This window comes from Mycoplasma bradburyae, from assembly GCF_024339025.1.
In the GTDB taxonomy this organism is placed as follows: domain Bacteria; phylum Bacillota_I; class Bacilli_A; order Mycoplasmatales; family Mycoplasmoidaceae; genus Mycoplasmoides; species Mycoplasmoides bradburyae.
The window spans coordinates 327,072-351,611 of the sequence record NZ_CP101415.1; the positions used below are offsets into that span (position 1 = coordinate 327,072).

A 24,540-nucleotide genomic window follows, 5' to 3' on the forward strand; every position below is an offset into this window, starting at 1 on the left:
TTATCACTATTAAATTATATAAATTTAGTCATAAATGACTAAATAAGTTTAAAAAGAAAATAAAAAAACACATCGCTAAATGATGTGTTTAATTAGACTATATGATTTTAATGAATTAGTGAGGTAAGTCGATACCATTAACTCTTAATCAAATAATTTGAGATGGTTTAGCTAATTTAGAATAAGGACAAGTTTGGTGAGCTATAGTCATTAATTCTTTAGCTTTAGATTCTTCTAAATCAACAGTTAAAGAGATGCCAACTCTAAGTTCGAAAGCCATAGGTTCATCTTGTTTGTGTAATTCAACAGTTACTTCAACTGGAGCTTCTTTAACATCAAGACCTAATTTACCAGCAACAGCAAAAACTGCTTGAGAATAACAACTAGCGTAACCAGCAGCAAATAATTGTTCAGGGTTGTATCTATCAGTGTGAGTACCACCCATAGCTTTAGGGAATCCTAGGTTTAAAGAAAGTTGTCCGTCAGTTGTTTGAACTAAACCTTCGCGTCCAGCTTTAGCTTTAGCAGTTGATTCATATACCTTGTTAAACATATTTTTATTTCCTTGTTATTAATTTTTATAGATAAATTATAAAGCATACTTATAAAAAAAGTTTTTTAAAGCATACTTTAGAAAAGTGATCCAAAAGGGTTTTTATTTGATTTAATCATACGACCCATTTCTTCCATCTTACTAGATGCGTTTTGCCAGTCTTTTAATAACTTATTAAGTTCTTCAACCTTACGACCTGATCCTTTGACGATTCTAGCTTTTCTTGAAGGTTCTCTTATTATTAATTTAGGATTTCTTCTTTCTTTTAATGTCATAGATGACATTAAAATTTTTCAAATTCTTATTTTTGAAGTCGCTTCTTCTACTTTTTCATCGCTGATCTTATTAGCAAAACCAGGTAACATTTTAATAATTGATCCTAAACCACCCATTTTAGATATAGATTGAGTTTGTTGTAATAAATCCTCTAAATCCATACGACCTGAAAGCATTTTTTCAAATGTTTTCATTGTTGATTTTTCATCAAATACTTCGGTAGCTTTTTCAGCTAAAGTCATTACGTCACCAAAACCAAGGATTCTATCAGCTATTCTTTCAGGATGGAATAATTCGATCGCATCTAATTTTTCGCCACTAGTTGAGAACTTAATAGGTACATTAAGAATTGATGTTAATGATAAAGCAGCACCAGCTCTAGCGTCACTATCAAGTTTGGTAATAATAATCCCGCTTAGCTTTAAATAATTATTAAATTCAGTAGCAATATTTATAATTTCTTGACCAGATAATCCATCAACTACTAAGATAATTTCATCAGGATCAACGGCATTACGAATATTAACTAATTCGTTCATTAGTTCAACATTAGTTTGTAATCGTCCAGCAGTATCATAAATGATAACGTCACAATTTTTTTCTTTAGCAACATCAATCGAATTCTTAGCAGTCTTAACTGGATCACTTAAACCTTCATTATAAAAAGGCATGCTGATCTGATTGGCTAAAGTATTTAATTGATCAATAGCGGCAGGACGATAAACGTCTAATCCAACTAATAAGCTATTCTTTTGTTTTTGTTTGTTTATATATTTAGCTAACTTAGCTACAGTAGTAGTTTTACCAGCCCCTTGAAGACCTACCATCATAATCTTTGATAATTTCTTATCAATGCTTAATGGTTGATTAGATTTACCTAAGATATTAACTAATTCATCTTTAATAATTTTTAAAAAATAAGCTTGAACATCAGTTGATTTATCAATTGATTGTCCTATTGTTTTTTCTTTAATTGATTTGATGAATGTCTTAACAACGTTAATATTAACGTCAGCATCTAATAGTGCAATGCGGATCTCGCGTAAGACTTCTGTTAGGTCTTCTTCTTTTATTGTTTGAGCTATTAATCGCTTCTTTAAAGATTTAGCGACAATAGATGAAATCATTGATTTAAACATATTTGATTATTATTTTCAAATTACTACAAAGTAATTTTTTTTACCTTTTTTAATAACAGTTAGTTTTTTATCCTTACTAGGTGTATAAACGGTTTCTGGATTATCAACCTTAATATCATCAATTTGAATTGATCCTTGAGATATTAATTCTCTCAGAATTCGTTTAGAATCAGCTACTTTAGCTTGTAACAATAAATCGATTATTTTATAGGATTGGTTAAGATCAAGTTCAACTTTATCAAAGTTAGCAAAAACCACGAGTTTTTCTTGATCAGATAATTCCTTGATTTTGTTTTCAAATAAAGCTCTGTTCATTTTGTAAACATTATCTAAATGTTCTTGAGAATGAATTAATTTAATTAAGTAATCAGCTAAATATCTTTGACCAATTCTTGCTTTTTTATCTTCCTTATGAGCTTTGATGATTTCTTCGATTTTTTCAAGTGATTCTTCTAGAGCGTATCGGTAAATTAAATCAACAATAAACTCATCATCTTGGTTGTAAATGTATTGTCAAATTTCGTAAGGATGAGTTAGATTTTCATCTAAATATAGCGCACCTTTTTCAGATTTACCGAATTTGTTACCATTAGAATTTAGTAATAAATTAAAAGTTAAACCGCAAAGATATTTAGTTTGCTCTTCATCATACTTTTTCTTGATTAGATCAATTCCGGTAGTTATGTTACCTCACTGATCTGATCCGCCACATTGAACTTGAACATCGTATTTTTCAAATAGATGCAAGAAGTCGTTACCTTGAATTAGGTTGTAAGAAAATTCTGCATATGAAATCCCGTTTTCAATTCTTGATCTAATAAACTCTTTATCTAATAAATATGAAACATTAATTAATTTCCCTACATCTCTAAGAAAACTTAAAAAATTCATATTCTTATAGAATTCGATATTATTAATAATTGTTGCGTTTGTATAACGTTCTAATTGAGCTTGAATTTTCTTAGCATTATCAGCAATTACTTGAGAATCTTGAATTTTTCTTTCAGAAGCTTTGCCGCTAGGATCACCAATTAAACCAGTAGCACCACCTAAAATGGCGTAAGTTTTAAATCCAATTTTTTTAAAGTATTTAAGAGTAATGATCGGTATTAAGTTTCCTAAATGGAGAGATTGACCACTTGGATCAAAACCAACATAAACCCCCTTTTCGTGTTCTAATGCTAATTTAAGTTTTTCTTCATTAGAAATTTGTTTTATTATATTTCGTTTTTTTAATTCTGCGATGAAGTCCATAGATTTGATTATTAATTAAATTGTGTTTTGTATTAATCGATAAAAAAGATGATTATTATCTCTTAAAATAATTCAAAAACTTTGCAATTTATTTTTATGTTTTTGTTCGATTTTATCGATAATTTTTATTTTTAATAAAAATGGATTTATTAAAGTTTTAGTACTTTTTTAATTAACTCTATAAGTTAATTTTAATATGATAAATCTTCGTAAATTGGATGTTTATCTAGTAGTTTTTTAACTTCTTTTTTAATTTTATTAATAATGTCTTTATTTCCTTTAGATTTAATGATTTGATCAATTCAATCAGATATTTGAATAAAATCATTTTGATCTAAGTTTCTTGTAGTCATAGCAGCTGTTCCTAATCTAATACCACTTGGATTAGTAGGTTTGTTGCTATCATATGGAATCGTGTTTTTATTAACTACGATTCCTGCTTCATATAATCAATTTTCTACTAAATCACCAGTTAAATTAAATTTAGAGAATAGGTCAATAGTAAATAAATGATTATCTGTTCCGTTAGCTATTATCTTGTAACCTTTTTTAATAAAAGCATCACAAAAGGCTTTATTATTATCAATTACATTCTTAATATATGTTTTAAATTCAGGTTGTAATGCTTCTTCAAAAGCAATTGCTTTAGCAGCAATTACATGCACTAAAGGTCCACCTAATTCACCGGGGAATACAGCGCTGTCAATTTTCTTAATTAACTCTTCTTTATTGGTTAAGATAACTCCTCCTCTAGGTCCTCTTAAAGTTTTATGAGTTGTACTTGTAACGATATCGCAATAAGGAATCGGATTTTGATGATAACCTGTGACAATTAAACCGGCAATATGAGCAACATCAGCCATTAAGTAAGCACCTACTTGATCTGCGATTTCTTTAAATTTTTTAAAATCAATAAAACGTGAATAATTAGATGCTCCACAAACAATTAATTTTGGTTTAATTTCTAGCGCTTTTTTTAATATTTCATCGTAATCTAATAAATGCGTATTTTTATCCACATTATAGTGATAAAAATCGTATATTTTTCCGGAAAAATTTACTTTAGAACCGTGAGTCAAATGACCGCCATCATTAAGACCCATAGCAAGCACCTTATCGCCTGGTTTTAATAATGCTAAATAAGCAGCAGAATTAGCTGTTGATCCTGAATGTGGTTGAACGTTAGCATGCTTTGCGCCAAATAATTTTTTTAACTTTTCGATTGCAAGTGATTCAATTTGATCTACAAATTCACATCCACCATAATATCTTTTATTAGGTGTACCTTCTGCATACTTATTAGTTAGAATTGATCCAGTAGCTTTTAATACGTTTTTAGAAACATAGTTTTCTGAAGCAATCAATTCAATGTGGTCTTTTTGTCTTTGTAATTCCTTATTTATAAGATTAATAATATCCATAATTTACAACCTGCATATTTAATAACATTGTTTATTATAAATAAAGAATTGTTTATTCATAAATAAAGAATATTTGTGATAAAATTATTATGCTTTATGTAGTTTAGTGGCTTCTAAACTATATTTTACAATGGGACCTCAAAACAAAGGTTTATTTTTTTTAAATATTAAAAGGTAATTAATAATGCAAAAAACAACAATGCAAAAGCCAGTTGTTGCAACAAAAAACCGTAAGTGATATTTGGTAGATGCTTCAGGTTTAGTGTTAGGGAGATTAGCAGTTAAGGCTGCTAACTTGCTAAGAGGTAAAAACAAACCTGATTTCACTCCTAATGTTGATTGTGGTGATTATTTAATCATATTAAATAGTGATAAAGTTGTTTTGACTGGTAACAAATTAGATGGTGAAAAGTGATACCGTCACTCAAACTACATGGGTGGAATTAAATCACGTACAGGTCGTGAAATGGTTGAACACTATTCTGACCAATTAGTTTATGATGCAATTAGAAAAATGCTTCCTAAGAACCGTTTAGCTAAGGATATGCTTCGTAAATTAAAAATTTACAAAGATGGTAAGCATGAGCACGATGCTCAACAACCTACAACATTAGATTGGAGTAAATAATGGCTACTACGACTTTTAAAGGATTAGGTAGAAGAAAATCTTCAACTGCTATAGTTAAATTAACTCCAGGTTCTGGAAAATTAATTATTAACAATAGAAAAGCAGAAGAATATTTTCCTAATAAGATCGTTATTCAAGATATGCGTCAACCATTAGAACTTACTAAAACATCTGAATTATACGATATCAATGTTGTAGTTTCTGGTGGTGGATTTACTGGACAAGCTGGTGCTATTCGTTTAGGGATTGCAAGAGCTTTAGTTAGCATGAATCCTGATCTTAAAAAACAATTAAAACAACACAAACTAGTAACTCGTGATGCTCGTGTTAAAGAACGTAAAAAATTCGGTCTTTATGGTGCGAGAAGAGCTCCTCAATTTACTAAACGTTAAGATAATAAAATCCCTTTATATGGGGTTTTATTTTTATATGTAAGCATTTTTTTATGTATACTCGAAGCAAAACTAAGAAAGTTTTTGTAGGTAATGTTCAGATCGGCGGGCAAGATAAAATTGTCTTGCAATCAATGACTATCGCTAAAACTAAAAATGTTTCAAAAAGTTTAAAAGAAATTAATGATTTGGTTAAAGAAGGGGCTGATCTAGTTAGAATAGCTGTGTTTGACGATGCTGATAAAAAAGCGATTAGAAAAGTTGTTGAAAAATCTCCTTGTCCAATCATTGCTGATATTCACTTCAACCCAGATTATGCGATAGCTGCGATTAAATCTGGTTGCAAAAAAATCAGATTAAACCCAGGAAACATTAAATCTAAAGAAAAGTTAAAAGAGATTTGTGTTTTAGCAAAGCAACATAATGTACCGATTCGAGTTGGTGTTAACTCTGGTTCAATTCCTTCGGATTTGATGAGAGAATACGGAGTTAGCGCTAAAGCAATGATTATAGCAGCTCAAAGATATGTTCGTATGCTAAAGCGATTTGATTTTGATGATATCGTGATTTCATTAAAAACATCAAGCGCTATGCTAAGTATGGAAGTGTACGAATTAGGTGCTAAAAAATTTAATTATCCAATGCATTTAGGGATAACTGAAGCTGGTACTTTAATTAATGGTACGATTAAATCAGTGGCAGGTTTAACTCCCTTATTATTAAAAGGTATTGGTGATACGATTAGAATTTCTTTATCAACAAATCCAGTTGATGAAATCAAAGTAGCCAAAAAAATGCTTAATTCACTCGGTTTGTATGATAATCTAGTTGATGTTGTTGCTTGTCCAACTTGTGGGAGATTAAACTTTGACTTATTCAAAGTTGTAAACGAGGTTGAAAAATTTGTAAAAGATTTAAATTTTCCCTTAAAAGTATCAATTTTAGGTTGTTCAGTTAATGGCCCAGGTGAAGCTAAAGAAGCTGATATTGGTATTGCTGGTGGTAAGGAAGAAGGAATCATTTTTAAAAAAGGAATCGTAATAAAATCTGTGAAACAAGAATATTTAGTTGATGAATTAAAAAAAATGATTTTAGAAGAATATGATTTATTTAAGAATAGAAATAATAAATAATAATTAAAAGAGAGTAACAAATATGAAAAACTTTATTTTTAATCATCCGTTAATTTCAGATAAATTATCAAAAATGAGAGATGTTAATACGGATTACTATTTTTTCAAACAACTACTAACAGAAATTACAACATTAATGATGTATGAAGTTGGTAAGGATTATGAACTTGAAGAGATTACTGTAGAAACTCCTTTAACTAAAACACAAGCTAAAAAACTTAAACACAACTTTGTGATTGTTCCTATTCTAAGAGCTGGCCTTGGAATGGTTGATGGTGTTCATAACATTATTCCTACCGCAAGAGTAGGCCATATCGGTTTATATCGTGATGAAAAAACATTTAAACCTGTTGAATATTATTCAAAATTTCCTGCAACAATGAGTGATGCGCATGTTATTGTTTTAGATCCGATGCTAGCAACAGGCGCTTCAGTTGTTAAAGCAATTGAAATGATTAAAAAAATTAAACCTAAATCTATTAAATATATGGGATTATTAGGTGCTCCTGAAGGATTGAAAGTTCTAAATAATGAACATCCAGATGTTGATGTATATTTAGCTTGTTTAGATGAAAAACTAAATGATCATAACTACATCTACCCTGGACTTGGGGATGCTGGTGACCGAATTTTTGGTACTAAGTAATCTGGTAAACTTTATAATAATATGTTATTATTAGTTATTATCGATTTAGAGATTATAGATACTTCATTGATTTGTTTATAGATTTATTATAAAAAGGCTCTTCATCATCCAAATATAATGGCTTTTAATAAAAAAATCATAAAATGACCGTTTCTATTAGCGGGATTAACAGCTTTATCAACAACTGTTTCTTCATGTGCGTTATTTGATATATTTAATGACGTATATGGGTCTGGTTCTGTTAATGATAAAACTACTAATAAGAATCTAAGTGCAACATTACCTGTTGGTGATTATAAGAAAATATACGACATCACTTTTAGTTTGGAATTTAACAACTCAGGTGGATACAATCCTTCTAGACAAAAATCTAGCCCTGAAACTACTGGTGTTGAACGTAGTCGTGCTTACAGAGTATTTGGTACAGGATGATTATTTGACTGACAAAGTAATCCAGTGGATGAGAACGATCCAAACGCTAAATGAACTGGGTATTTTGCAACAAATTTACATGTTGCTGAAGCTCTATTAAATCCTAATGATAACAAACATTACAGACCGTCTTGATACGGGAATAGACAACCGCTATCAGGTGTTGATCAAACATTATATTTCAACTTAGGTAAATGGGATGAAGATTTAGCGGTTAAAAATAAACATGATGCTAAAACATTAACTTACGCCCCATTAAGCTCTTTACCTAAAACTGTATATACGGCTACTGAATTCTATAAAGAATCACCTGATTGGATTTCTACTATTAAAGAAGAAACTCCAGGGATTAGAGAATATATCGATTTCGCTGTTATTTCTATAACATTAAATCTTTCTTGAGAAAAAAGTGCTGATGGAAGAAAAATCTATAAATACAATGACGAACGTAAATTATACGAACGTTGAATTGTAAAAGCGATGGATACTGCTAAAAAAATTTGGAAAGGGAATTCTGACTTTTCTCAACCAGCTTCACCAAATAGGCGTAATGATGAATTAACTAATGAAAGTGTAGAAACTCCTGAAGGTAATTACAGTACAGGTTTTTTTGATCGTAATGACTACACAAGTGTTAATTCTGATCTTTCTAAACTAAATGTTTATTTAGGTGGTTATCCTTACTACAGTTCATGATCATCAACTCCACAATATACTAAGTATTCTGTTGATTTATCTAATGGTCGCAAGTTTCCTGTTAGCAGTGATCCTAAAGGTTCACCTGGATGAACAATCAACGCTTCTAATACAAATGATATTTCTGGTAAGAATATTGCGATTCATTCAGATTTAAGTGTTGCAGGTGGTATTAGAGGTGGTATTTATAACGCTGATATTGCTAAAAATTTCCAGCTAGTTTATCGTAATATTAAATACAAGCAATATGGTTATGGATACATAATTAAAGATTCCAACCTATCAGCTGGCTCATCTGGTTCTTTAGCATTAACTTCTAATAACAAAGCTTTAGGAATTTATTTTGGTACAGTTTCTGTTGATCAAAATACTGAAGCGAATTTTGGTTTAGTTGCTTCTTTATATAATCCAAGAAATATTACAGTAAGTGTTCAAACAAAGCCAACACAATTTGAAAACGATACAATCAGACCATACGATTTAATTTACGGAAATGAATATATGAAAAGTGATTATGGTTCATATATCAGTTCGGTTAAAACTCTTAAATTACCTACCACTAGATTATTGGCTAAAATGGTAGATGGTAATTACGAATCTGATCAAGATACTCCTAATAATGATAATGATAATGCAGCTAATGAATTAAATAGCAATAATTTATCAGCAAATGATACTGATGCTTGAAGAAATACTGCAAGTAAAAATCCAGATTCAGTAAAACAAAATCAACCAAACAATCAACCAGTAAATTCAAAACCATCTATAGATAATAATCCATCAAGAACCCCTGATAGAAATAATAATTCTAATCAAAACCCGCCTAGAACTACTAGACCTGTTTCTGGCATGAATGGAAATGATAAACAAACTTCACCAAAACCAGTACCTAGCAAGCCGAACTCTAAACCTACAAATGAACCAAGTAGTCAGCCCAATGGTGATAGCAATAAACCAGCTCCTGAAGTGCCTAGTGGATTACCAACAGGATCTTTCCCAGGTTTATTAAATAATTTACCAAACGGCATTCCTCCAGGAACATTTCCTGCTGGAGTTGAGAATCTTAATCCTACTGATATAGCTGCTTTATTAGGATTGCTAGCTGGTAATGGTAAATCGGGATCTTCATTATCTGATCTATCAAACTTTTTTAAAAGATAAAAAACAAACTCGTATTAGTTGAATAACTAACCACGAGTTTTTTTATTGCTTTGCAACTAATAAAAAACATATATGAAAATTTTTATTCTATCAAGAAATCGTTAAATTATTATGGTTTTTAATCTAATAAATTAACCAAATTTAAATTTTTAATTTATTAAGCGTATAATTTAAGCGTTCTTTTATAAAATAAAGAACTAAATATAAAATGGTTGTCGATAAAAAAACTATTAAATACAACTTAATCGCTTTTAATGCAATATCATTATTGGCTTTAATAATCATATCTGTATTATCGACATTGAACATAATTAGTATTGCGTGAGTCTATAGCTCTTTATTAACAATATTCTTTTCTAATATTAGTTTAATAATCGCATTAGTCTTACCTAACTTGCTGTATAAATTAGTAAGTAAGCTAAATACCCAACAAGTTAAATCAACTAGTTTTGGTTTTTTTATGTTTGGTTTATTAACACATTGTTCAAGAATTCTTTGGTATGTAATTCCGATTATCATAATCGGTATTACTAATCGTTGGAAAATTGAGTCTGAATATTTCAATGTTTTTCCAGCAATTATTTGACCGATTACATCAGTAATTATCCATATTATTGTGAACTATTGATTGATTAATAAAGATATAAAAGAACAAGATCGTCTAAAGGAATTAAATAGAAATGTTGCCACAGGAGATAGTTTACAAGAAGCTTTTTAGTGAGCAAACATCACAAAGTATTATCAACTTCTTGGACGTTAAACCTCTTGAATCACAAAACATAGACTGAGCTCCATTTGTTCCAACAGCTCATGTTCTAAGCATTTTTTTAGTGCTATTTACGATTGCAATATTAACCGCTGTATATTATTCAAAAATTAAGAAACTTAATCCAACAACACCACCTACAGGATATGTATTGGTTGTGCAGTTGTTAATCTTGCAATTTGAAAATCTAACTGTTGAGTTGTTAGGTGAAAAAAATCGAAAAATCACACCGCTATTTATAGTGATATTCTTATATATTACAGTAAGTAATTTAGTATCGCTAGTAGGTGGGATTGCAGCACCAACTTCATCATCAACTGTAACATTTTCATTAGGTTTAATGTCGTTTTTAGGATCAGTAATTATCGGCTTAAAATACCAAAAATTAGCCTATTTTAGTGAGTTTTTTGTTAATGTAAAAATTAAAAACAAAAGCATTCCAGTGTTTCCTAATCCGCTGAATATTATTGGCTGAGTATCGCCATTATTATCAATATCATTGCGGTTATGAGGTAATATCTTAGCTGGTTCAATCTTTATTGCTTTATTATATAGTGTATTTCGAACCTTCTTTACCTTAGGATCTACTGATTCATTTAATGTTGGTTTAATTTTAGGAACGATTGCTGGTGGATTGATTGTGCCATTCTTCCATATCTATTTCGATATTTTGATAGCCATCATACAAGCATTTGTATTTGTGTCATTAATGCTAACGTACTGATCTCAACCAATTAAAAATGAAGAAGTAAAACAAGCTGAGAAACTAGAAAGAACAAAACTTAATGTTAAATAATATTCTTTACTAAAGATAAGGGATATAAAAATAAAATTTATAAAATATTATATTGAATTCATTACTATAAACACAAGGAAATAATAACAATGAACGTTTTTTTAATCATTCACGACCTAATTACCCACGCAGAAGATAAAGCTACTTTCACTAATCAATTAGGTGGTTACATTGGAGCTGGTTTAGCTATGACAGCAGCTGCTGGGGTAGGTGCTGGTCAAGGTGTTACTGCTGGTTTATGTGCTATGGCCGCAGCAAGAAATCCTGAATTAATGCCTAAAATAAATTTATTCTGAATTGTTGGTTCAGCAATTTCAGAATCAAGTGCGATCTATGCTTTAATTATTGCTTTTATTTTAATTTTCGTAGCAAAATAATTATGCATTCTAAAAGAGTGACGAAACTTTTATTACTAAGTTTCAACTTCTTAATTATTTCGACAATTGTTTCATCTTGTTCAATTCCTGATGAATTAAAACCAAGTACAATTGTTAATCAATTTTTTCCTAACTTTTGAGTATTTATTGCTCACTCGATCGCATTAATAATAATTATTCTTTTAGGTATTTTCTTCTTATGAAAACCTACTAAAAGACTTTTAACAAAAAGAACGGAAATGATTCAAGCTGAAATCAATAGTGCTAATGAATTAAAAAAACAAGCAATGGCTTTATTGGATGATGCGAAAAAAGAAAAACAAAATGCTGAAATTCAAGCAAGAGAAATAATTAATTTAGCGACTAATCAAGCATATAGTCTTAAAGCTGATGTTGAAAGCGATGCTAAAAGAAAAGCTAACCGTATTATTGAAAATGCACATTCTGAAATAATTAAGCAAGAATCAATTCTAAAGCGAGAACTGGAAGGTCGAATCGTTGATATAGCTCTAGAAGCTACTTCAACCTTAATCAAAAAAAATGTAGACAAACAAGATCATGAACGTTTAGTTCAAGAATTGCTAAAAGAACTAGATTAACATTATGGATACCAACATAATTGGATTTGCTAGAGCATTAGTCGATCTTGCTCATGAAGAAAACAAAGTCTCGCAATTTTATGACGATTTAAGGATTGTATTTAATCTTGTTAAGAAAGATAATGACTTAATGTCATTATTAAATAATAAGGTTTTATCAAAAAATCAAAAACACGAAATCATTGATATTGTTTTTAAAGATAAACTAAACGAAACAATAGTTAACTTTTTAAAAGTTGTTATTGATAACCATGAATTTTTTAACATTCTTACGATTATTAAAAAATTCTTTAGAATGATCGAAGAAGAAAACCATACTTTATTTATTAAAGTAATATCTGCTCAAGAAATGAGTGATTCTGAAAAAGCGCAACTTGCTGAAAAACTTCATAAGAAATTTGATTCAGAACTTAACATTTTATATCAAGTTGATCCAAGCTTGATTGCTGGAATTAGGATTCAATCAAACGATCTGTTAATTGATCACACGATTGATGGTAAATTGAAGTTATTGAAAAACCGTTTAAAAACCTTAACTAAAGGAAATTAGATTATGGCGATTAATTTAAATGAATATTCTTTATTAATTAAAGATCAAATTAAGAAATATGTAAACAAGATTGTTAGCGATCAGAAGGGTTATATTATTACCATAGGTGATGGAATCGTAAGAGTTAGTGGGCTCGACGATGTTTTGTTAAACGAACTTGTTGAGTTTGAAAATGGCGCTTATGGTATTGCTTTGAATTTAGAACCTAACTCAGTTGGGGTGGTAATGTTATCTGATTACTTTGATCTAAAAGAAGGTTCATCTGTTAAAAGAACAGGTAAAGTAATTCAAGCTCCAGTAGGTGATGGTTTACTTGGAAGAGTAATTAATCCAATTGGATTACCGATTGATGGTAAAGGTGAATTAAAAAATGTAAGTTACTCACCAATTGAACGTCCAGCTTATGGAGTAATGCAACGTAAAAGTGTTCATCAACCACTCGAAACTGGAATCTTAGCTATTGATAGTATGTTACCAATCGGTAAAGGTCAAAGAGAATTAATAATCGGCGATCGCCAAACTGGTAAAACAACAATCGCATTAGATACAATTATTAATCAAAAAGGTAAAAATGTTAATTGTATTTATGTAGCAATCGGTCAAAAGAATTCATCTGTAGCTCAAATTAATCGTTTATTAGAAGAAACAGGCGCTATGAGTTATACAACTATCGTAAGTGCTACAGCTAGTGAATTAGCAGCATTATCATACATTGCGCCATTCACTGGTGTAACAATTGCTGAAGAATGAATGCGTCAAGGTAAAGATGTTTTAATTGTTTATGATGATCTTTCTAAACATGCAGTAGCATATAGAGCGTTATCTTTATTATTAAGAAGACCTCCTGGTCGCGAAGCTTATCCTGGTGATATTTTTTATTTACATTCAAGATTACTTGAACGTGCCGGTAAATTAAGTGATGAATTAGGAGCTGGATCAATAACCGCCTTACCAATTATTGAAACACAAGCAGGTGATATTTCAGCATATATTCCTACTAATGTAATTTCGATTACTGACGGTCAATTATTTACAACAACATCGTTATTTAACTCTGGTCAAAGACCAGCAATCCATGTTGGATTATCAGTATCTCGGGTTGGTTCAGCAGCGCAATTAAAATCAATAAAACAAGTATCTGGTAGTTTAAAATTAGAACTTGCACAATATCGTGAATTAGATACTTTTTCACAATTCTCATCTGATCTAGATGCTGAAACTAAGATTGTTTTAGAACACGGTAAACGGGTTATGGAAATGTTTAAACAACCACAATCTAAACCGATCGATCAAACAAGTGAAGCAATCCTTTTATTCGGAATTAAAAATCATTTTATTAAATGAATTCCTACAGATCACATCATCAAATTTAAAGAATTTGTTTTAAATAAAATGCAAGAAAATCCAGTTTATAAAAAACTTGATGAAGCAAAAGCGTTTGATGAATCAATTACAAATGAATTAAAAACATTCTATAAAGATGTTGTTAAACATTATACTTCAACACTAGTTGATTATGATGGATCACTGTATGGTGATATAAAAGAATTGGAGTAACTTTATGGCTTCGATGCAAGAATTAAAACGACGAATGGAGTCTATAACAGTAACGCATAAGATAACTAAAGCAATGAAGATGTTATCAACTGTTAAACTCAATCGTTTTAAAACAACTCTTTATAAAACTAAAGATTTTTATCAAGAATTTTATGAAGTAATTGGAGCTATTATCACCAATTACAATAAGATGAGAGCTAATAAAAATCAAAGCGAACAAACAACTAAATCTGATAAAAAACTTTGAATTGTAATTAGCACACAACTTGGTTTATGTGGTTCATATAATACAAATATTGGTAAATTGTTGGCTAATGAAATTGGAAAAAATGATCAAGTAATTTTAATTGGCAACAAATTAAATTCTTATCTAAAAACAAGAAATTTAGACAACCGAATTATTCAAAGTTTTAGTGTTAATGATAAGCAAATTGATTTTGATTGGTCTTATATTTTAGGAAAACAAATTTTAGAATTAAACGAAAAAAATAAGTACGAATCAATTAATTGCATTTATACTACCTATATTAATAATTTAAACTTTCAAGCCAAGAAGATTCAACTAATGCCAGCAGATCCTAGTATTTTTGATGCTAAGACGCTTGATTCGATTAATGATAAATTCCCTAAAAATATTTCTTTTGAACCAAGTGTGGATGTGATTATTCCAGCATTAGAAGAACAATTATTACAAGTTATTTTATACGGTTGTTTAATTGAATCAAAAGTTTGCGAATATGCTAGCAGGCGTAATGCAATGGATACTGCAGCTAAAAATGCAGATGATCTTTACAACAAATATAAGTTGTTATATAACCAACTACGTCAAGCTAAAATTACGCAAGAAATTAATGAAATTGTTGCAGGAGCAGCGAAATAGTATATGAGTACAAAAAATAACTATGGTAAAGTCTATCAAGTAATCGGTCCTGTTGTTGATGTTATTTTTGAAAAACAAGAAGATTTACCGAATATTTATGATTGCTTGATTATCGATCAACCTGAACAAAAACTTTATTTAGAAGTTGCTCAATTAATTGGTGATGACATTGCTAGATGTATCGCGATGGGTCCAACCGAAGGATTAGCAAGAAATGTTAAAGTAACATCAACAAATCAACCAATCTCAGTTCCTGTAGGTACTGATGTTTTAGGTAGAATGTTTAATGTTATCGGAGAACCGATCGATAACAAAAAACCATTAGAAAGCTCTGTAAAAAGAATGCCAATTCATCGCAGAGCTCCAAGTTTTGCTGATCAGTCTAATGAATTAGAAGTTTTCGAAACTGGTATTAAAGTAATCGATTTACTAATCCCTTATGCTAAAGGTGGTAAGATTGGTTTATTCGGAGGTGCCGGTGTTGGTAAAACAGTATTAGTGCAAGAATTAATCCATAATATTGCTACTGGCCATGGTGGTTTATCAGTATTTGCTGGGGTAGGCGAAAGAACCCGAGAAGGTAATGATCTTTACTACGAAATGATCGAAGGTGGAGTTATCGATAAAACTGCATTAGTGTTTGGTCAAATGAATGAACCTCCAGGTGCTAGAATGAGAGTTGCGCTAACTGGTTTAACAATGGCTGAATATTTCAGAGATGCTAATAACCAAGATGTGTTGTTATTCATTGATAATATCTTTAGATTTACTCAAGCTGGTTCAGAAGTATCTGCTTTATTAGGGCGTATGCCTTCAGCTGTTGGTTACCAACCAACATTAGCTGAAGAAATGGGATCTTTACAAGAAAGAATTACTTCAACTAAATCAGGTTCAATTACATCAGTTCAAGCAATCTATGTGCCCGCAGATGATTTAACTGACCCTGCTCCTTCTACAACATTTACCCACCTTGATGCTAAAACTGTATTAGATAGAAATATAGCGTCTTTAGGAATTTTCCCTGCAGTAAATCCACTTGAATCAACATCTAGATTACTTGATCCTAGTGTTGTTGGCATTCAACATTATCAAACAGCACGTAAAGTTCAGATGATCTTACAAAAATTCTTAGAATTACAAGATATCATTGCAATTCTAGGAATTGATGAATTGTCTGAAGAAGATAAACTAACCGTATCAAGAGCTCGTAAGATTAGAAACTTCTTATCACAACCATTCTTTGTTGCTGAAAAATTCAGTGGAAACAAAGGTAAGTACGTTCCAATTAGTGAAACAATTAAAGGATTCTCTGAAATTGTTGAAGGTAAACATGATGATTTACCTGAACAGGCTTTCTTCTATGTTGGTTCGATTGATGAAGCGATTGAAAAAGCAAAAACATTATCATAATGGTTAAACTAAAAGTTTTAAGTCCTAAAGGTGTTTTATTTGATGAAGATATAGAAATGATCCTTGTAAAAGGATCAGATGGTTATGCTGCTTTTATGAAAAATACTGAACCATCAATCTTTAGTATTAAACACTCAATTGGCTACATCACTTTTTTAGATAAAACAAAAAAAGCGGTTGTAATCGATGATGCAACTCTATATAGTAACAAAGATCTAATTAGAATCTTTGCTTTGGATTTTATTGTAGCTGATAAACTATCTTATGATGAAATTCTTGAGAACAAAAAAGAATTAGAAAATAAGATGAAAAATACAACTGATTCTAAAGAAATAATGCGCTTACAGCACGCTTTAGATATCGAACTACTAAAACTAAAAGAAGCAAAATAATGCGTCGTTTAGATCTATCAAACATTAATAGTTTCCAGGATCAAATTAATCAATTTGATACTAATCATTTCTATAGTGCTTTAACTTATTATTCTTGATCATTTTATGGTCTTGATCTTGATTATCAAAAAAAAGATAATGGGATCATCATTTTTGGTACTGTTGATCTAGATAAAAACTTAATGCGAAAGATCTTAAAAGATAAATTTTATCCCACTCAAAAGATCATTATCTCACCAATCACTAAAATTGGCAGCTCTTTTGATTTTTTAAATCTTATTGAACAACAAATTAATCAACTAGATAAAAATCAACAGATTTTTATTGATGATCTGACTAGTGAACAACTTGAATTATTAAAGACTAAATACCAATTAGAAGTTGTTTTTGAAACAACAACAAATTACCTATACGAAACTAAAAAATTAATTAGTTTTGCAGGTAATAGTTTACAAAAAAAGCGTAATCACCTAAACTTCTTTCTTAAAAACTACGCTAAAAATTGTGTCATTAAAACTAATGAGCAAGTTAATTTTAATGAACTAGAAAAATTTTATTTAAGTTGATTAGCCAAACAAGATAATCAAAGAAACTACGATGCAGAAAAAGCATTCTTTTACGCGATAAAAGAATTAATAAATAACAAAACGCTAAAACTAACATCATTATCACATTTAAATGAAATGATTGGTTTTAGCGTTTCTTATTCGATTAATAACCGTTGTGAAATTATTATCGAACATTGTGATGAAACCTATCGCGGATCATATCAATATCTTTTAAGTAATTCTCTTAAAATTCATCATCTTAATGATCAATATACAGATCGTCAAGACGATTTAATTGATTCAATGATCTCGTTTTCAAAAAATTCATATAAACCAGCTTTTGTTATTAAAAGATATCTTGTAAAACTATGCTAGAACTAACTAAAGATAAGAAATTAATCGAACAATATAAATATTTTTATTTAAGAGCATTTAAAGAAGAAAATGAATTTTCTTGGAACTATTTAATTAATGCTTATTATGGTAAAGAAATCAAGATTTATGTGGAAAAAGATATCAAAAAAGATTTCAAGTATGGCTGTTTTGTTTTAGATAAAAAACTTGTTATTAATAATGAAACTAAAACAGCAGCACTTGTCTTTGGTGTTGTTAGTGATGAACGTTTTAGGGGTAAGGGTGTTTTAAATTTAAGTTTTGAACCATTCCTTAATGAATTAGCGCAAAAATATGATTTAGTTTTAATTCAAAGTTTTAATTGAAAAATTTATCGAAATTTCGAACTAGATCCACTGGATAACTTACATAAGTTTGCTTTATTAAATCAATTTAAAAAGAATGATTATCTTAATAAGATTGATTTATTTAATTATCATCTCAATCAAGAAAAGATTATTGATCTTTATGAGATTAGAAAACAATATCTTATTAAGAACAAAATTGATAATTACAGCGATTATTCACTAGAAGAATATAAGAAATACCTATTATTTAATTTTTTAATTGGTGACGTTATTTATTATGATGATACTAGTTATTGTCAATTAAGTAAGGATTTTGAAGTTTATCAATCGTTTTATTTAGATAAAAATGCAATTAATGATTTTATCTTAAGAATACCAACGATTCTTACCTTAAGTTTAAATGACTATCAAATTAATGATTTTAAACATAATCAGGCATTTATTAAAACTAATCAAATCAACTTAACAAGAAAATATAATAAGTCGAAATTAAAAATAAATGCAATATTTTTTAACGAGCTAAATTAAATGTGTTATAATTCATATGGTTATCAAGAACTGGAAGTATAGCTCAGCTGGTTAGAGCACACCCCTGATAAGGGTGAGGTCGATGGTTCAAGTCCATTTACTTCCACCATTTTTGGGGACGTAGCTCAATTGATAGAGCACCTGACTTGCACTCAGGAGGTCGAGGGTTTGACCCCCTTCGTCTCCACCATTAATAAAACCATTTTACTTAACGAGCAGTATTATTTTATCTGCTCGTTTTTTCTTTTATAGTAGTAAAATTATAAGAAGCATAAAAAAACAATTTGTTTTTTATGTAAAACTAAAAATATGAAGAAGATTGCGATTATTACAGATTCATCCTCGACGATTAAAACTAATGAATTGAAAGATGTTTTTGTAGTTCCTTTACAGATTACCATCAATAATACCAATACTTATTTAGATGGTGTTGATATTCAACAAGATGAGATCTATGATTATTTAAGCAAAGACAAAAATGTTGATATCAAAACATCGATGCCAGTAATTGAATCGATCTTAAAAACAACAAAAGAAGTTGCATCGAATTATGATCATGTTTTCGTATTACCGATTTCAAGTGGTTTAAGTGGAACTTATAGCCAATGAAAAATGGTGATTGAAACTGAATTAAGTGATCTTAAAAATATTAGTATCTTTGATACTTGCGACACTGCGATTTCATTAAAATGATTAGTTAATGAAGTTCAACAATTAATTAGTCAAGATAAATCGATTAAAGAAATTGAAGAATATATCGAAAACTGAAAAAATCGTATATACACAATGATCGTGGTAAATGACTTAACCCAATTAAGAAAAGGTGGTCGGATTTCAAAAATGAAATCGCTGATTGCAGGGATTTTAAAAATTAGTCCGATAATATCATTTCATAAAGGGGTTAATCAATTAGTTGATAAAGCGATTAATATAAAAACTGCAATCGAAAAATGTATCGAACAAGCGACTAGTAAATTAAAGCTAACAAAAAACAAAATCGTAAAATTAGGATTTTGTCATACTTTCAAAGAAGATAAGAAAACAAAAGAAGTTCTTAAATTAGTTAAAGAAGGATTAAAAAGTTTAGAATTTAATGAATTAGATGTTGCTATGATTACTCCAGTAATTGGGGTTCATACAGGAATAAATGCTTTTGCATTAAGTTTTTTAATTGATAAATAAAAGTTTAATATAAATCTGCACAAAAACCCGTCTGAAAATTTCACGATTTTTATTGATGCTTTTTATTATTAGTATTAAAATTAAATTGAAATATTAAAAAAGAAAGAAGAACAAAAATGTCTAAATTAAAAATTGGTATTAACGGGTTTGGACGCATTGGGCGTTTAGCTTGTAGAGATCTTTTAAAAGATTCAAGCGTTGAAGTTGTTGCTGTTAACGATTTAACAGATGCTAAGACTTTAGCTTACCTATTAAAATATGACTCAGCTCATGGTAAGATGAGTGAAGAAGTGACTGCTACTGAAAACGAAATTATTGTTAATGGTCACAAAATCAGAGTATACAGCGAAAAAGATCCTGCTCAAATTCCTTGAAAAGATCACGGAGTTGATTTAGTTATTGAATCAACTGGTCGTTTCTTAACTCAAGAAACAGCTAATGCTCACATAAAAGGCGGTGCTAAAAAGGTTGTTTTATCAGCGCCTGCTAAAGAAAAAGGAATCAAAACAGTTGTTTATAATGTTAACCACGAAGAACTTAACAAAGATGATACTGTAATTTCAGCTGCTAGTTGTACTACTAACTGCTTAGCTCCAGTTGTTAAAGTTTTAGAAGACAAATTCGGAATTAAAGCTGGTTATATGACTACTGTTCACGCCTACACAGCTGACCAAAGATTACAAGATGCTCCTCACTCTGATTTTAGAAGAGGTCGTTCTGCTGCTACTAACATGGTACCTACTTCTACTGGCGCTGCTAAAGCTATCGGTTTAGTTGTTCCTAAAGCTACTGGTAAATTAAATGGTATAGCTGTAAGAGTTCCTACTATTACTGGTTCATTAGTAGATTTAACTGTTAAATTAGAAAAAGAAGTTTCAGTAGAAGAAATTAATGCCGCTATGAAAGCTGCTAGTTCAGAATCATTCTTATACTCTGAAGATGCTTTAGTTTCATCTGATATCGTTAATGAAACTCACGGTTCTATCTTTGATAGTAAATTAACTGCAGTATTAGAAGCTAATGGTGAAAAACTATACAAACTTTACTCTTGATACGACAACGAATCTTCATACGTTGCTCAATTAATCAGAGTTGCTAAATACTTCGCTAAACTTTAATTAAAAAATAAATTTAAAAGAGATCAATAAACAATGATTACATACAACAAAAAGACATTAAAGGATATTGATCTAAAAGATAAGACGGTTATAGTTCGCGTTGATTTTAATGTTCCAATTAAAGACGGTGAGGTAGCTGATGAAAAAAGAATCATTGAGGCTTTACCTACAATCAAATACTTAATCGAACAAAATTGTAAGATTATTTTATTAAGTCACTTAAGCCGTATTAAATCTTTAGATGATATTACTTCTAAAAAGAAAAGCTTAAAAGCTGTTTATGAAAATTTATCAACTAAGATTGATAATGTTAAATTTTTAGAACAAAACTTCGGTTATGAAGTTGTTGAAGCTGTTAAAAAACTTCAACCTAAAGAAGTGTTACTTCTAGAAAATACAAGATACAACGACGTTGACCACACTGGTGAAGTTGTTAAAAAAGAATCTAAAAACAGTCAAGAACTTGGAAGATTCTGAGCTAGTTTAGCTGATGTTTATGTAAATGACGCTTTTGGTACTTGTCACAGAGCGCATGCTTCAAACGTTGGTATTGCTAAAAATATTGGTCAATCTTGTGTTGGTTTTTTAGTTCAAAAAGAAATTGAAGCATTATCTAAATTAACAGATTCACCAAAAAGACCATTCGTAGTAATTCTGGGTGGCGCTAAAGTATCTGATAAATTAAAAGTTATTGAATCATTACTAAAAACTGCTGACCATATCTTAATTGGTGGTGGTATGGTAAATACATTTAATAAAGCTAAAGGATTCCATATTGGTAAGTCTTTATTTGAACCTGAAATGTTAGATACTGCTAAGAAGATTCTAGAAGAAGATAAAGAAAATAAAATTGTTTTAGCTACTGATCAGATGGTAACTAAAGCTAGTGAAATTACTGATATCAAAACTGCTAAAGCAGGTAAATGTGTATTCGCTAAAGATCAAGAAGATGAGGACTTTGAAGCTTTAGATATTGGTGAAGAATCAATCAAAACATTCAAAGAATACATCGCTAAAGCTAAATCAATCTTCTGAAACGGTCCTTTAGGGGTGTTTGAAAACCCTAATTATGAAAGAGGTTCATTAGAAATCGCTAAAGCGATCGCTGAATCTGATAGTTATAGCGTTATTGGTGGTGGTGATAGCGCTGCTGCTGCTAATAAATTTAATTTAGCTGAGAAATTTAGTTTCGTATCAACTGGCGGTGGTGCTTCATTAACATTTATGGAAGATACTATTCTACCAGGTATCGAAGCTATTCAAGAAAAATAAATCCGTATATAAAATTCTTATCTAGATAACTTTTAATTGTTTAAATAATAGGTAATTCTTTAGTAAAAGCGTTAAATATAATATATTATCCTTAATAACATTTAAGTAAAAATATATAAAAAGAATTCGAAAACAGGTCTTAAAATAATAATTAAAATAATATTTCTAAAATAAGATTCACCAAAAAAACTCAGTAAAAAACTGAGTTTTTTTATTTTGCAAATTTTTGAATTTATTGAAAAAAACAACATTTTGTTATTTTTTTTATAAAATAAAGAAGTGCTTAAGTATAAAAGGAAGATAAATAAATAATTATAATACAAAAAAACAATGATAAAGATTAAAAAAAATAAAAACAAAATAGGATTATTTGCCTCGCTATCGATGATGATCGGGGCTATGATAGGTGTCGGTATTTTCGTTAAAAATATCGGTGTATTTAAAGCTACGAATAACAATCCTTACTTAGTAATAACAGCTTGAGTAATTAGTGCTATTATTACATTATTATTAGCATTATCTTACATCGAAGTAACCACAACTGGGAATTCTAAATTCGGTGTTTCTGGTTATTGTGATTTAACACTAGGTAAGAAAGCAGGTCGCTTTTTAAAAATTTCGCAATCACACTTTTATAATGGAATTATTGGGGTTGTGTTGTTTATGTATGCCGGAGAATTATTCTTATCAATGGTTGATTCTGCTGGTAAATGAGGATTATTAACTGATTTTAATAATCAGTCACCACGATCATCAATACTAATGACGATCGGAATTGGTTTTATAATCTTTATTATCTTTTTAGCGATCAATTCGATTTCATTAACTGCATCTAAAGCATTTCAATCGTTTAGTATGATCATTAAGTTCTTACCGATCATTATTATTACGATCGTAGGAATTATTGCTGGTGCTATGCAATATGATCAGTCATTATTTAACACTAGTAAAACAGTGATGAATTCTATGGCGACTAAAATCAATCAAGTAAATTCATTCTCAACTATACTAGTTGTTTTGCCATCAATTTTATTTTCATTTGATTCATTCTTGAGTTTTACATCAATTCAAGATAAGATGAAAAATCCACAAAAATACACTAAGATATTATTATCAATAGGTGTAATAACAGTATCTATTGCTTATTTATTAATAACACTTGGAATGATTTTTCTAGGTAATGGTTATGCTGTTTTATCAATCAATGAAACATTACTTAAAAATGTCTTTAAATGATCTGAACAAGATGCTCAAAAAATTTCACTTGCTTTTAAAGTAATTTTCAATATCTTCTTATTAGTATCAATTCTAGGAGTTGCTAATGCGTTTATGGTGGTAACGATTTCTAACCATCAAGGATTAATTGAAGATGATTTAATTTTTGGATCTAAGTTATTAAAACGTTGATACAACAAAAAATATCAAAACCTATCAGAACAAGATAAATTCTATGGTCTAAAAAGTCATATTCCTGGAATCTTATCATATCTTTTTGTTATTGTTATTTTTGGTATGATTATAGCTGCTATTAGTATTGGACTTGGAAATGACCGTGTGGCTGATGGAATAACTAACTTCCCTACATTATTCTTCTTTATTATCTATGCGTTAATACCATTTTCAATCTTTATTAAAAGAATTAAGGTTTCATTAAAAAATAAAGATAAAAAACTAACTAAATTAGAAATCAAAGAAATAAAAGAATTATCATCTGTTACTAACCCGACAAACGAACAAGCAACTAGATTAACTGAATTAAAGAAAAAACAAGAAGCTTATATTGAATTGTTTAAACTAACACCAGAACATAGAATTAGCAAATTCTTTATGTTCATTGCTCCAGTTGCTTCGATTTTAGTATTTGTTATTTTTGCTTACCAAGGAATTTATGTTTATTTAATTGATCCGATAAGACAAGCAATTAACAATCCAGAAATTACAACAAGCGCGTTTGGCGGATTTATTGAAGCTGATACAACTATCGGTGGTAAAGGTCTTCCTATTTATATGCTTACAGTTATTTATTTTGGTTCATTATTCTTATTCTTCTTCATTCCTTGAATTAATGGGATATTAAAAAAACGTTTCCCAAATGTTTAATTAGTTAATATCATACAGCCTAAATTAGCGTTT

Annotated in this window: 24 protein-coding genes and 2 tRNA genes; 22 read left to right on the forward strand and 4 right to left on the reverse strand. The window is 29.7% G+C overall.

Features of this window, described 5'->3' with window-relative positions:
* Nucleotides 1-115 precede the first annotated feature (115 nt).
* From NMG77_RS01345 to glyA, 4 genes are all read right to left on the reverse strand, one after another.
* Nucleotides 116-553: an Ohr family peroxiredoxin gene (locus NMG77_RS01345; protein WP_255045985.1), complete on the reverse strand. Its 438-nt coding sequence runs from the start codon at nucleotides 551-553 to the stop codon at nucleotides 116-118.
* Between the two features lie 77 nt (nucleotides 554-630).
* The gene (ffh, locus tag NMG77_RS01350; RefSeq protein ID WP_272456824.1) at nucleotides 631-1,956 is read right to left on the reverse strand and encodes a signal recognition particle protein; all 1,326 of its coding nucleotides are present in this window, start codon (nucleotides 1,954-1,956) and stop codon (nucleotides 631-633) included.
* Between the two features lie 21 nt (nucleotides 1,957-1,977).
* Nucleotides 1,978-3,222, reverse strand: coding sequence for a tyrosine--tRNA ligase (gene tyrS / locus NMG77_RS01355; RefSeq protein ID WP_255045988.1), 1,245 nt, complete (start codon nucleotides 3,220-3,222; stop codon nucleotides 1,978-1,980).
* 191 nt (nucleotides 3,223-3,413) lie between these two features.
* Nucleotides 3,414-4,643 (reverse strand): serine hydroxymethyltransferase, encoded by a 1,230-nt coding sequence (gene glyA, locus NMG77_RS01360; RefSeq protein WP_255045989.1) that lies wholly within the window; start codon nucleotides 4,641-4,643, stop codon nucleotides 3,414-3,416.
* 184 nt (nucleotides 4,644-4,827) lie between these two features.
* On the opposite strand from glyA, the gene rplM reads away from it, so the two are divergent.
* The 22 genes from rplM to NMG77_RS01470 all read left to right on the forward strand — a co-directional run bounded on the left by rplM (nucleotide 4,828) and on the right by NMG77_RS01470 (nucleotide 24,507).
* On the forward strand, nucleotides 4,828-5,271 hold the full coding sequence (gene rplM, locus NMG77_RS01365) for a 50S ribosomal protein L13 (protein WP_255034909.1): 444 nt from the start codon (nucleotides 4,828-4,830) through the stop codon (nucleotides 5,269-5,271).
* The gene (gene rpsI, locus NMG77_RS01370; RefSeq protein ID WP_255034910.1) at nucleotides 5,271-5,663 is read left to right on the forward strand and encodes a 30S ribosomal protein S9; all 393 of its coding nucleotides are present in this window, start codon (nucleotides 5,271-5,273) and stop codon (nucleotides 5,661-5,663) included. Before rplM ends, rpsI begins: the two co-directional genes overlap by 1 nt.
* Before the next feature lie 53 nt (nucleotides 5,664-5,716).
* The gene (gene ispG / locus NMG77_RS01375) at nucleotides 5,717-6,796 is read left to right on the forward strand and encodes a flavodoxin-dependent (E)-4-hydroxy-3-methylbut-2-enyl-diphosphate synthase (protein WP_255034911.1); all 1,080 of its coding nucleotides are present in this window, start codon (nucleotides 5,717-5,719) and stop codon (nucleotides 6,794-6,796) included.
* Between the two features lie 22 nt (nucleotides 6,797-6,818).
* On the forward strand, nucleotides 6,819-7,442 hold the full coding sequence (gene upp / locus NMG77_RS01380; RefSeq protein WP_255034912.1) for a uracil phosphoribosyltransferase: 624 nt from the start codon (nucleotides 6,819-6,821) through the stop codon (nucleotides 7,440-7,442).
* Nucleotides 7,443-7,559: 117 nt separating this feature from the next.
* Complete coding sequence (locus NMG77_RS01385) at nucleotides 7,560-9,731, forward strand: MIP family Ig-specific serine endopeptidase (RefSeq protein ID WP_255045991.1); 2,172 nt, start codon at nucleotides 7,560-7,562, stop codon at nucleotides 9,729-9,731.
* A gap of 208 nt (nucleotides 9,732-9,939) precedes the next feature.
* Complete coding sequence (locus tag NMG77_RS01390) at nucleotides 9,940-10,449, forward strand: MG406 family protein (RefSeq protein WP_255034914.1); 510 nt, start codon at nucleotides 9,940-9,942, stop codon at nucleotides 10,447-10,449.
* Entirely contained in the window at nucleotides 10,412-11,293 is an 882-nt protein-coding gene (locus tag NMG77_RS01395; protein WP_255034915.1) for a F0F1 ATP synthase subunit A, read from the forward strand. Before NMG77_RS01390 ends, NMG77_RS01395 begins: the two co-directional genes overlap by 38 nt.
* Nucleotides 11,294-11,382: 89 nt before the next feature.
* Nucleotides 11,383-11,670: an ATP synthase subunit c family protein gene (locus tag NMG77_RS01400; protein ID WP_255034916.1), complete on the forward strand. Its 288-nt coding sequence runs from the start codon at nucleotides 11,383-11,385 to the stop codon at nucleotides 11,668-11,670.
* Between the two features lie 2 nt (nucleotides 11,671-11,672).
* Complete coding sequence (locus NMG77_RS01405) at nucleotides 11,673-12,269, forward strand: F0F1 ATP synthase subunit B (protein ID WP_255034917.1); 597 nt, start codon at nucleotides 11,673-11,675, stop codon at nucleotides 12,267-12,269.
* A 4-nt stretch (nucleotides 12,270-12,273) separates the two neighbouring features.
* Entirely contained in the window at nucleotides 12,274-12,819 is a 546-nt protein-coding gene (gene atpH / locus NMG77_RS01410) for an ATP synthase F1 subunit delta (protein WP_255034918.1), read from the forward strand.
* A gap of 3 nt (nucleotides 12,820-12,822) precedes the next feature.
* Nucleotides 12,823-14,376, forward strand: coding sequence for a F0F1 ATP synthase subunit alpha (gene atpA / locus NMG77_RS01415; protein WP_255034919.1), 1,554 nt, complete (start codon nucleotides 12,823-12,825; stop codon nucleotides 14,374-14,376).
* A gap of 4 nt (nucleotides 14,377-14,380) precedes the next feature.
* Nucleotides 14,381-15,256 (forward strand): ATP synthase F1 subunit gamma, encoded by an 876-nt coding sequence (gene atpG, locus NMG77_RS01420; protein ID WP_255045993.1) that lies wholly within the window; start codon nucleotides 14,381-14,383, stop codon nucleotides 15,254-15,256.
* A 3-nt stretch (nucleotides 15,257-15,259) separates the two neighbouring features.
* Nucleotides 15,260-16,666, forward strand: coding sequence for a F0F1 ATP synthase subunit beta (gene atpD / locus NMG77_RS01425; protein ID WP_255034921.1), 1,407 nt, complete (start codon nucleotides 15,260-15,262; stop codon nucleotides 16,664-16,666).
* Nucleotides 16,666-17,058, forward strand: a complete 393-nt coding sequence (locus NMG77_RS01430; RefSeq protein WP_255045994.1) for a F0F1 ATP synthase subunit epsilon — start codon at nucleotides 16,666-16,668, stop codon at nucleotides 17,056-17,058. The genes atpD and NMG77_RS01430 overlap by 1 nt, the downstream gene beginning before the upstream one ends.
* Entirely contained in the window at nucleotides 17,058-17,981 is a 924-nt protein-coding gene (locus NMG77_RS01435; RefSeq protein WP_255045995.1) for a phosphatidylglycerol lysyltransferase domain-containing protein, read from the forward strand. The genes NMG77_RS01430 and NMG77_RS01435 overlap by 1 nt, the downstream gene beginning before the upstream one ends.
* Nucleotides 17,975-18,835, forward strand: coding sequence for a hypothetical protein (locus NMG77_RS01440; RefSeq protein ID WP_255045996.1), 861 nt, complete (start codon nucleotides 17,975-17,977; stop codon nucleotides 18,833-18,835). The genes NMG77_RS01435 and NMG77_RS01440 overlap by 7 nt, the downstream gene beginning before the upstream one ends.
* Nucleotides 18,836-18,867: 32 nt before the next feature.
* Nucleotides 18,868-18,944, forward strand: a tRNA-Ile gene (locus tag NMG77_RS01445).
* A 5-nt stretch (nucleotides 18,945-18,949) separates the two neighbouring features.
* Nucleotides 18,950-19,025, forward strand: a tRNA-Ala gene (locus NMG77_RS01450).
* Between the two features lie 119 nt (nucleotides 19,026-19,144).
* Nucleotides 19,145-20,017, forward strand: a complete 873-nt coding sequence (locus tag NMG77_RS01455; RefSeq protein ID WP_255034925.1) for a DegV family protein — start codon at nucleotides 19,145-19,147, stop codon at nucleotides 20,015-20,017.
* 116 nt (nucleotides 20,018-20,133) lie between these two features.
* Nucleotides 20,134-21,135 (forward strand): type I glyceraldehyde-3-phosphate dehydrogenase, encoded by a 1,002-nt coding sequence (gap, locus tag NMG77_RS01460; RefSeq protein WP_255034926.1) that lies wholly within the window; start codon nucleotides 20,134-20,136, stop codon nucleotides 21,133-21,135.
* Between the two features lie 33 nt (nucleotides 21,136-21,168).
* A complete protein-coding gene (locus NMG77_RS01465; RefSeq protein WP_255045997.1) occupies nucleotides 21,169-22,407 on the forward strand; it encodes a phosphoglycerate kinase in 1,239 nt (412 codons plus the stop codon).
* 330 nt (nucleotides 22,408-22,737) lie between these two features.
* A complete protein-coding gene (locus NMG77_RS01470) occupies nucleotides 22,738-24,507 on the forward strand; it encodes an amino acid permease (protein ID WP_255045998.1) in 1,770 nt (589 codons plus the stop codon).
* Nucleotides 24,508-24,540: the final 33 nt, after the last annotated feature.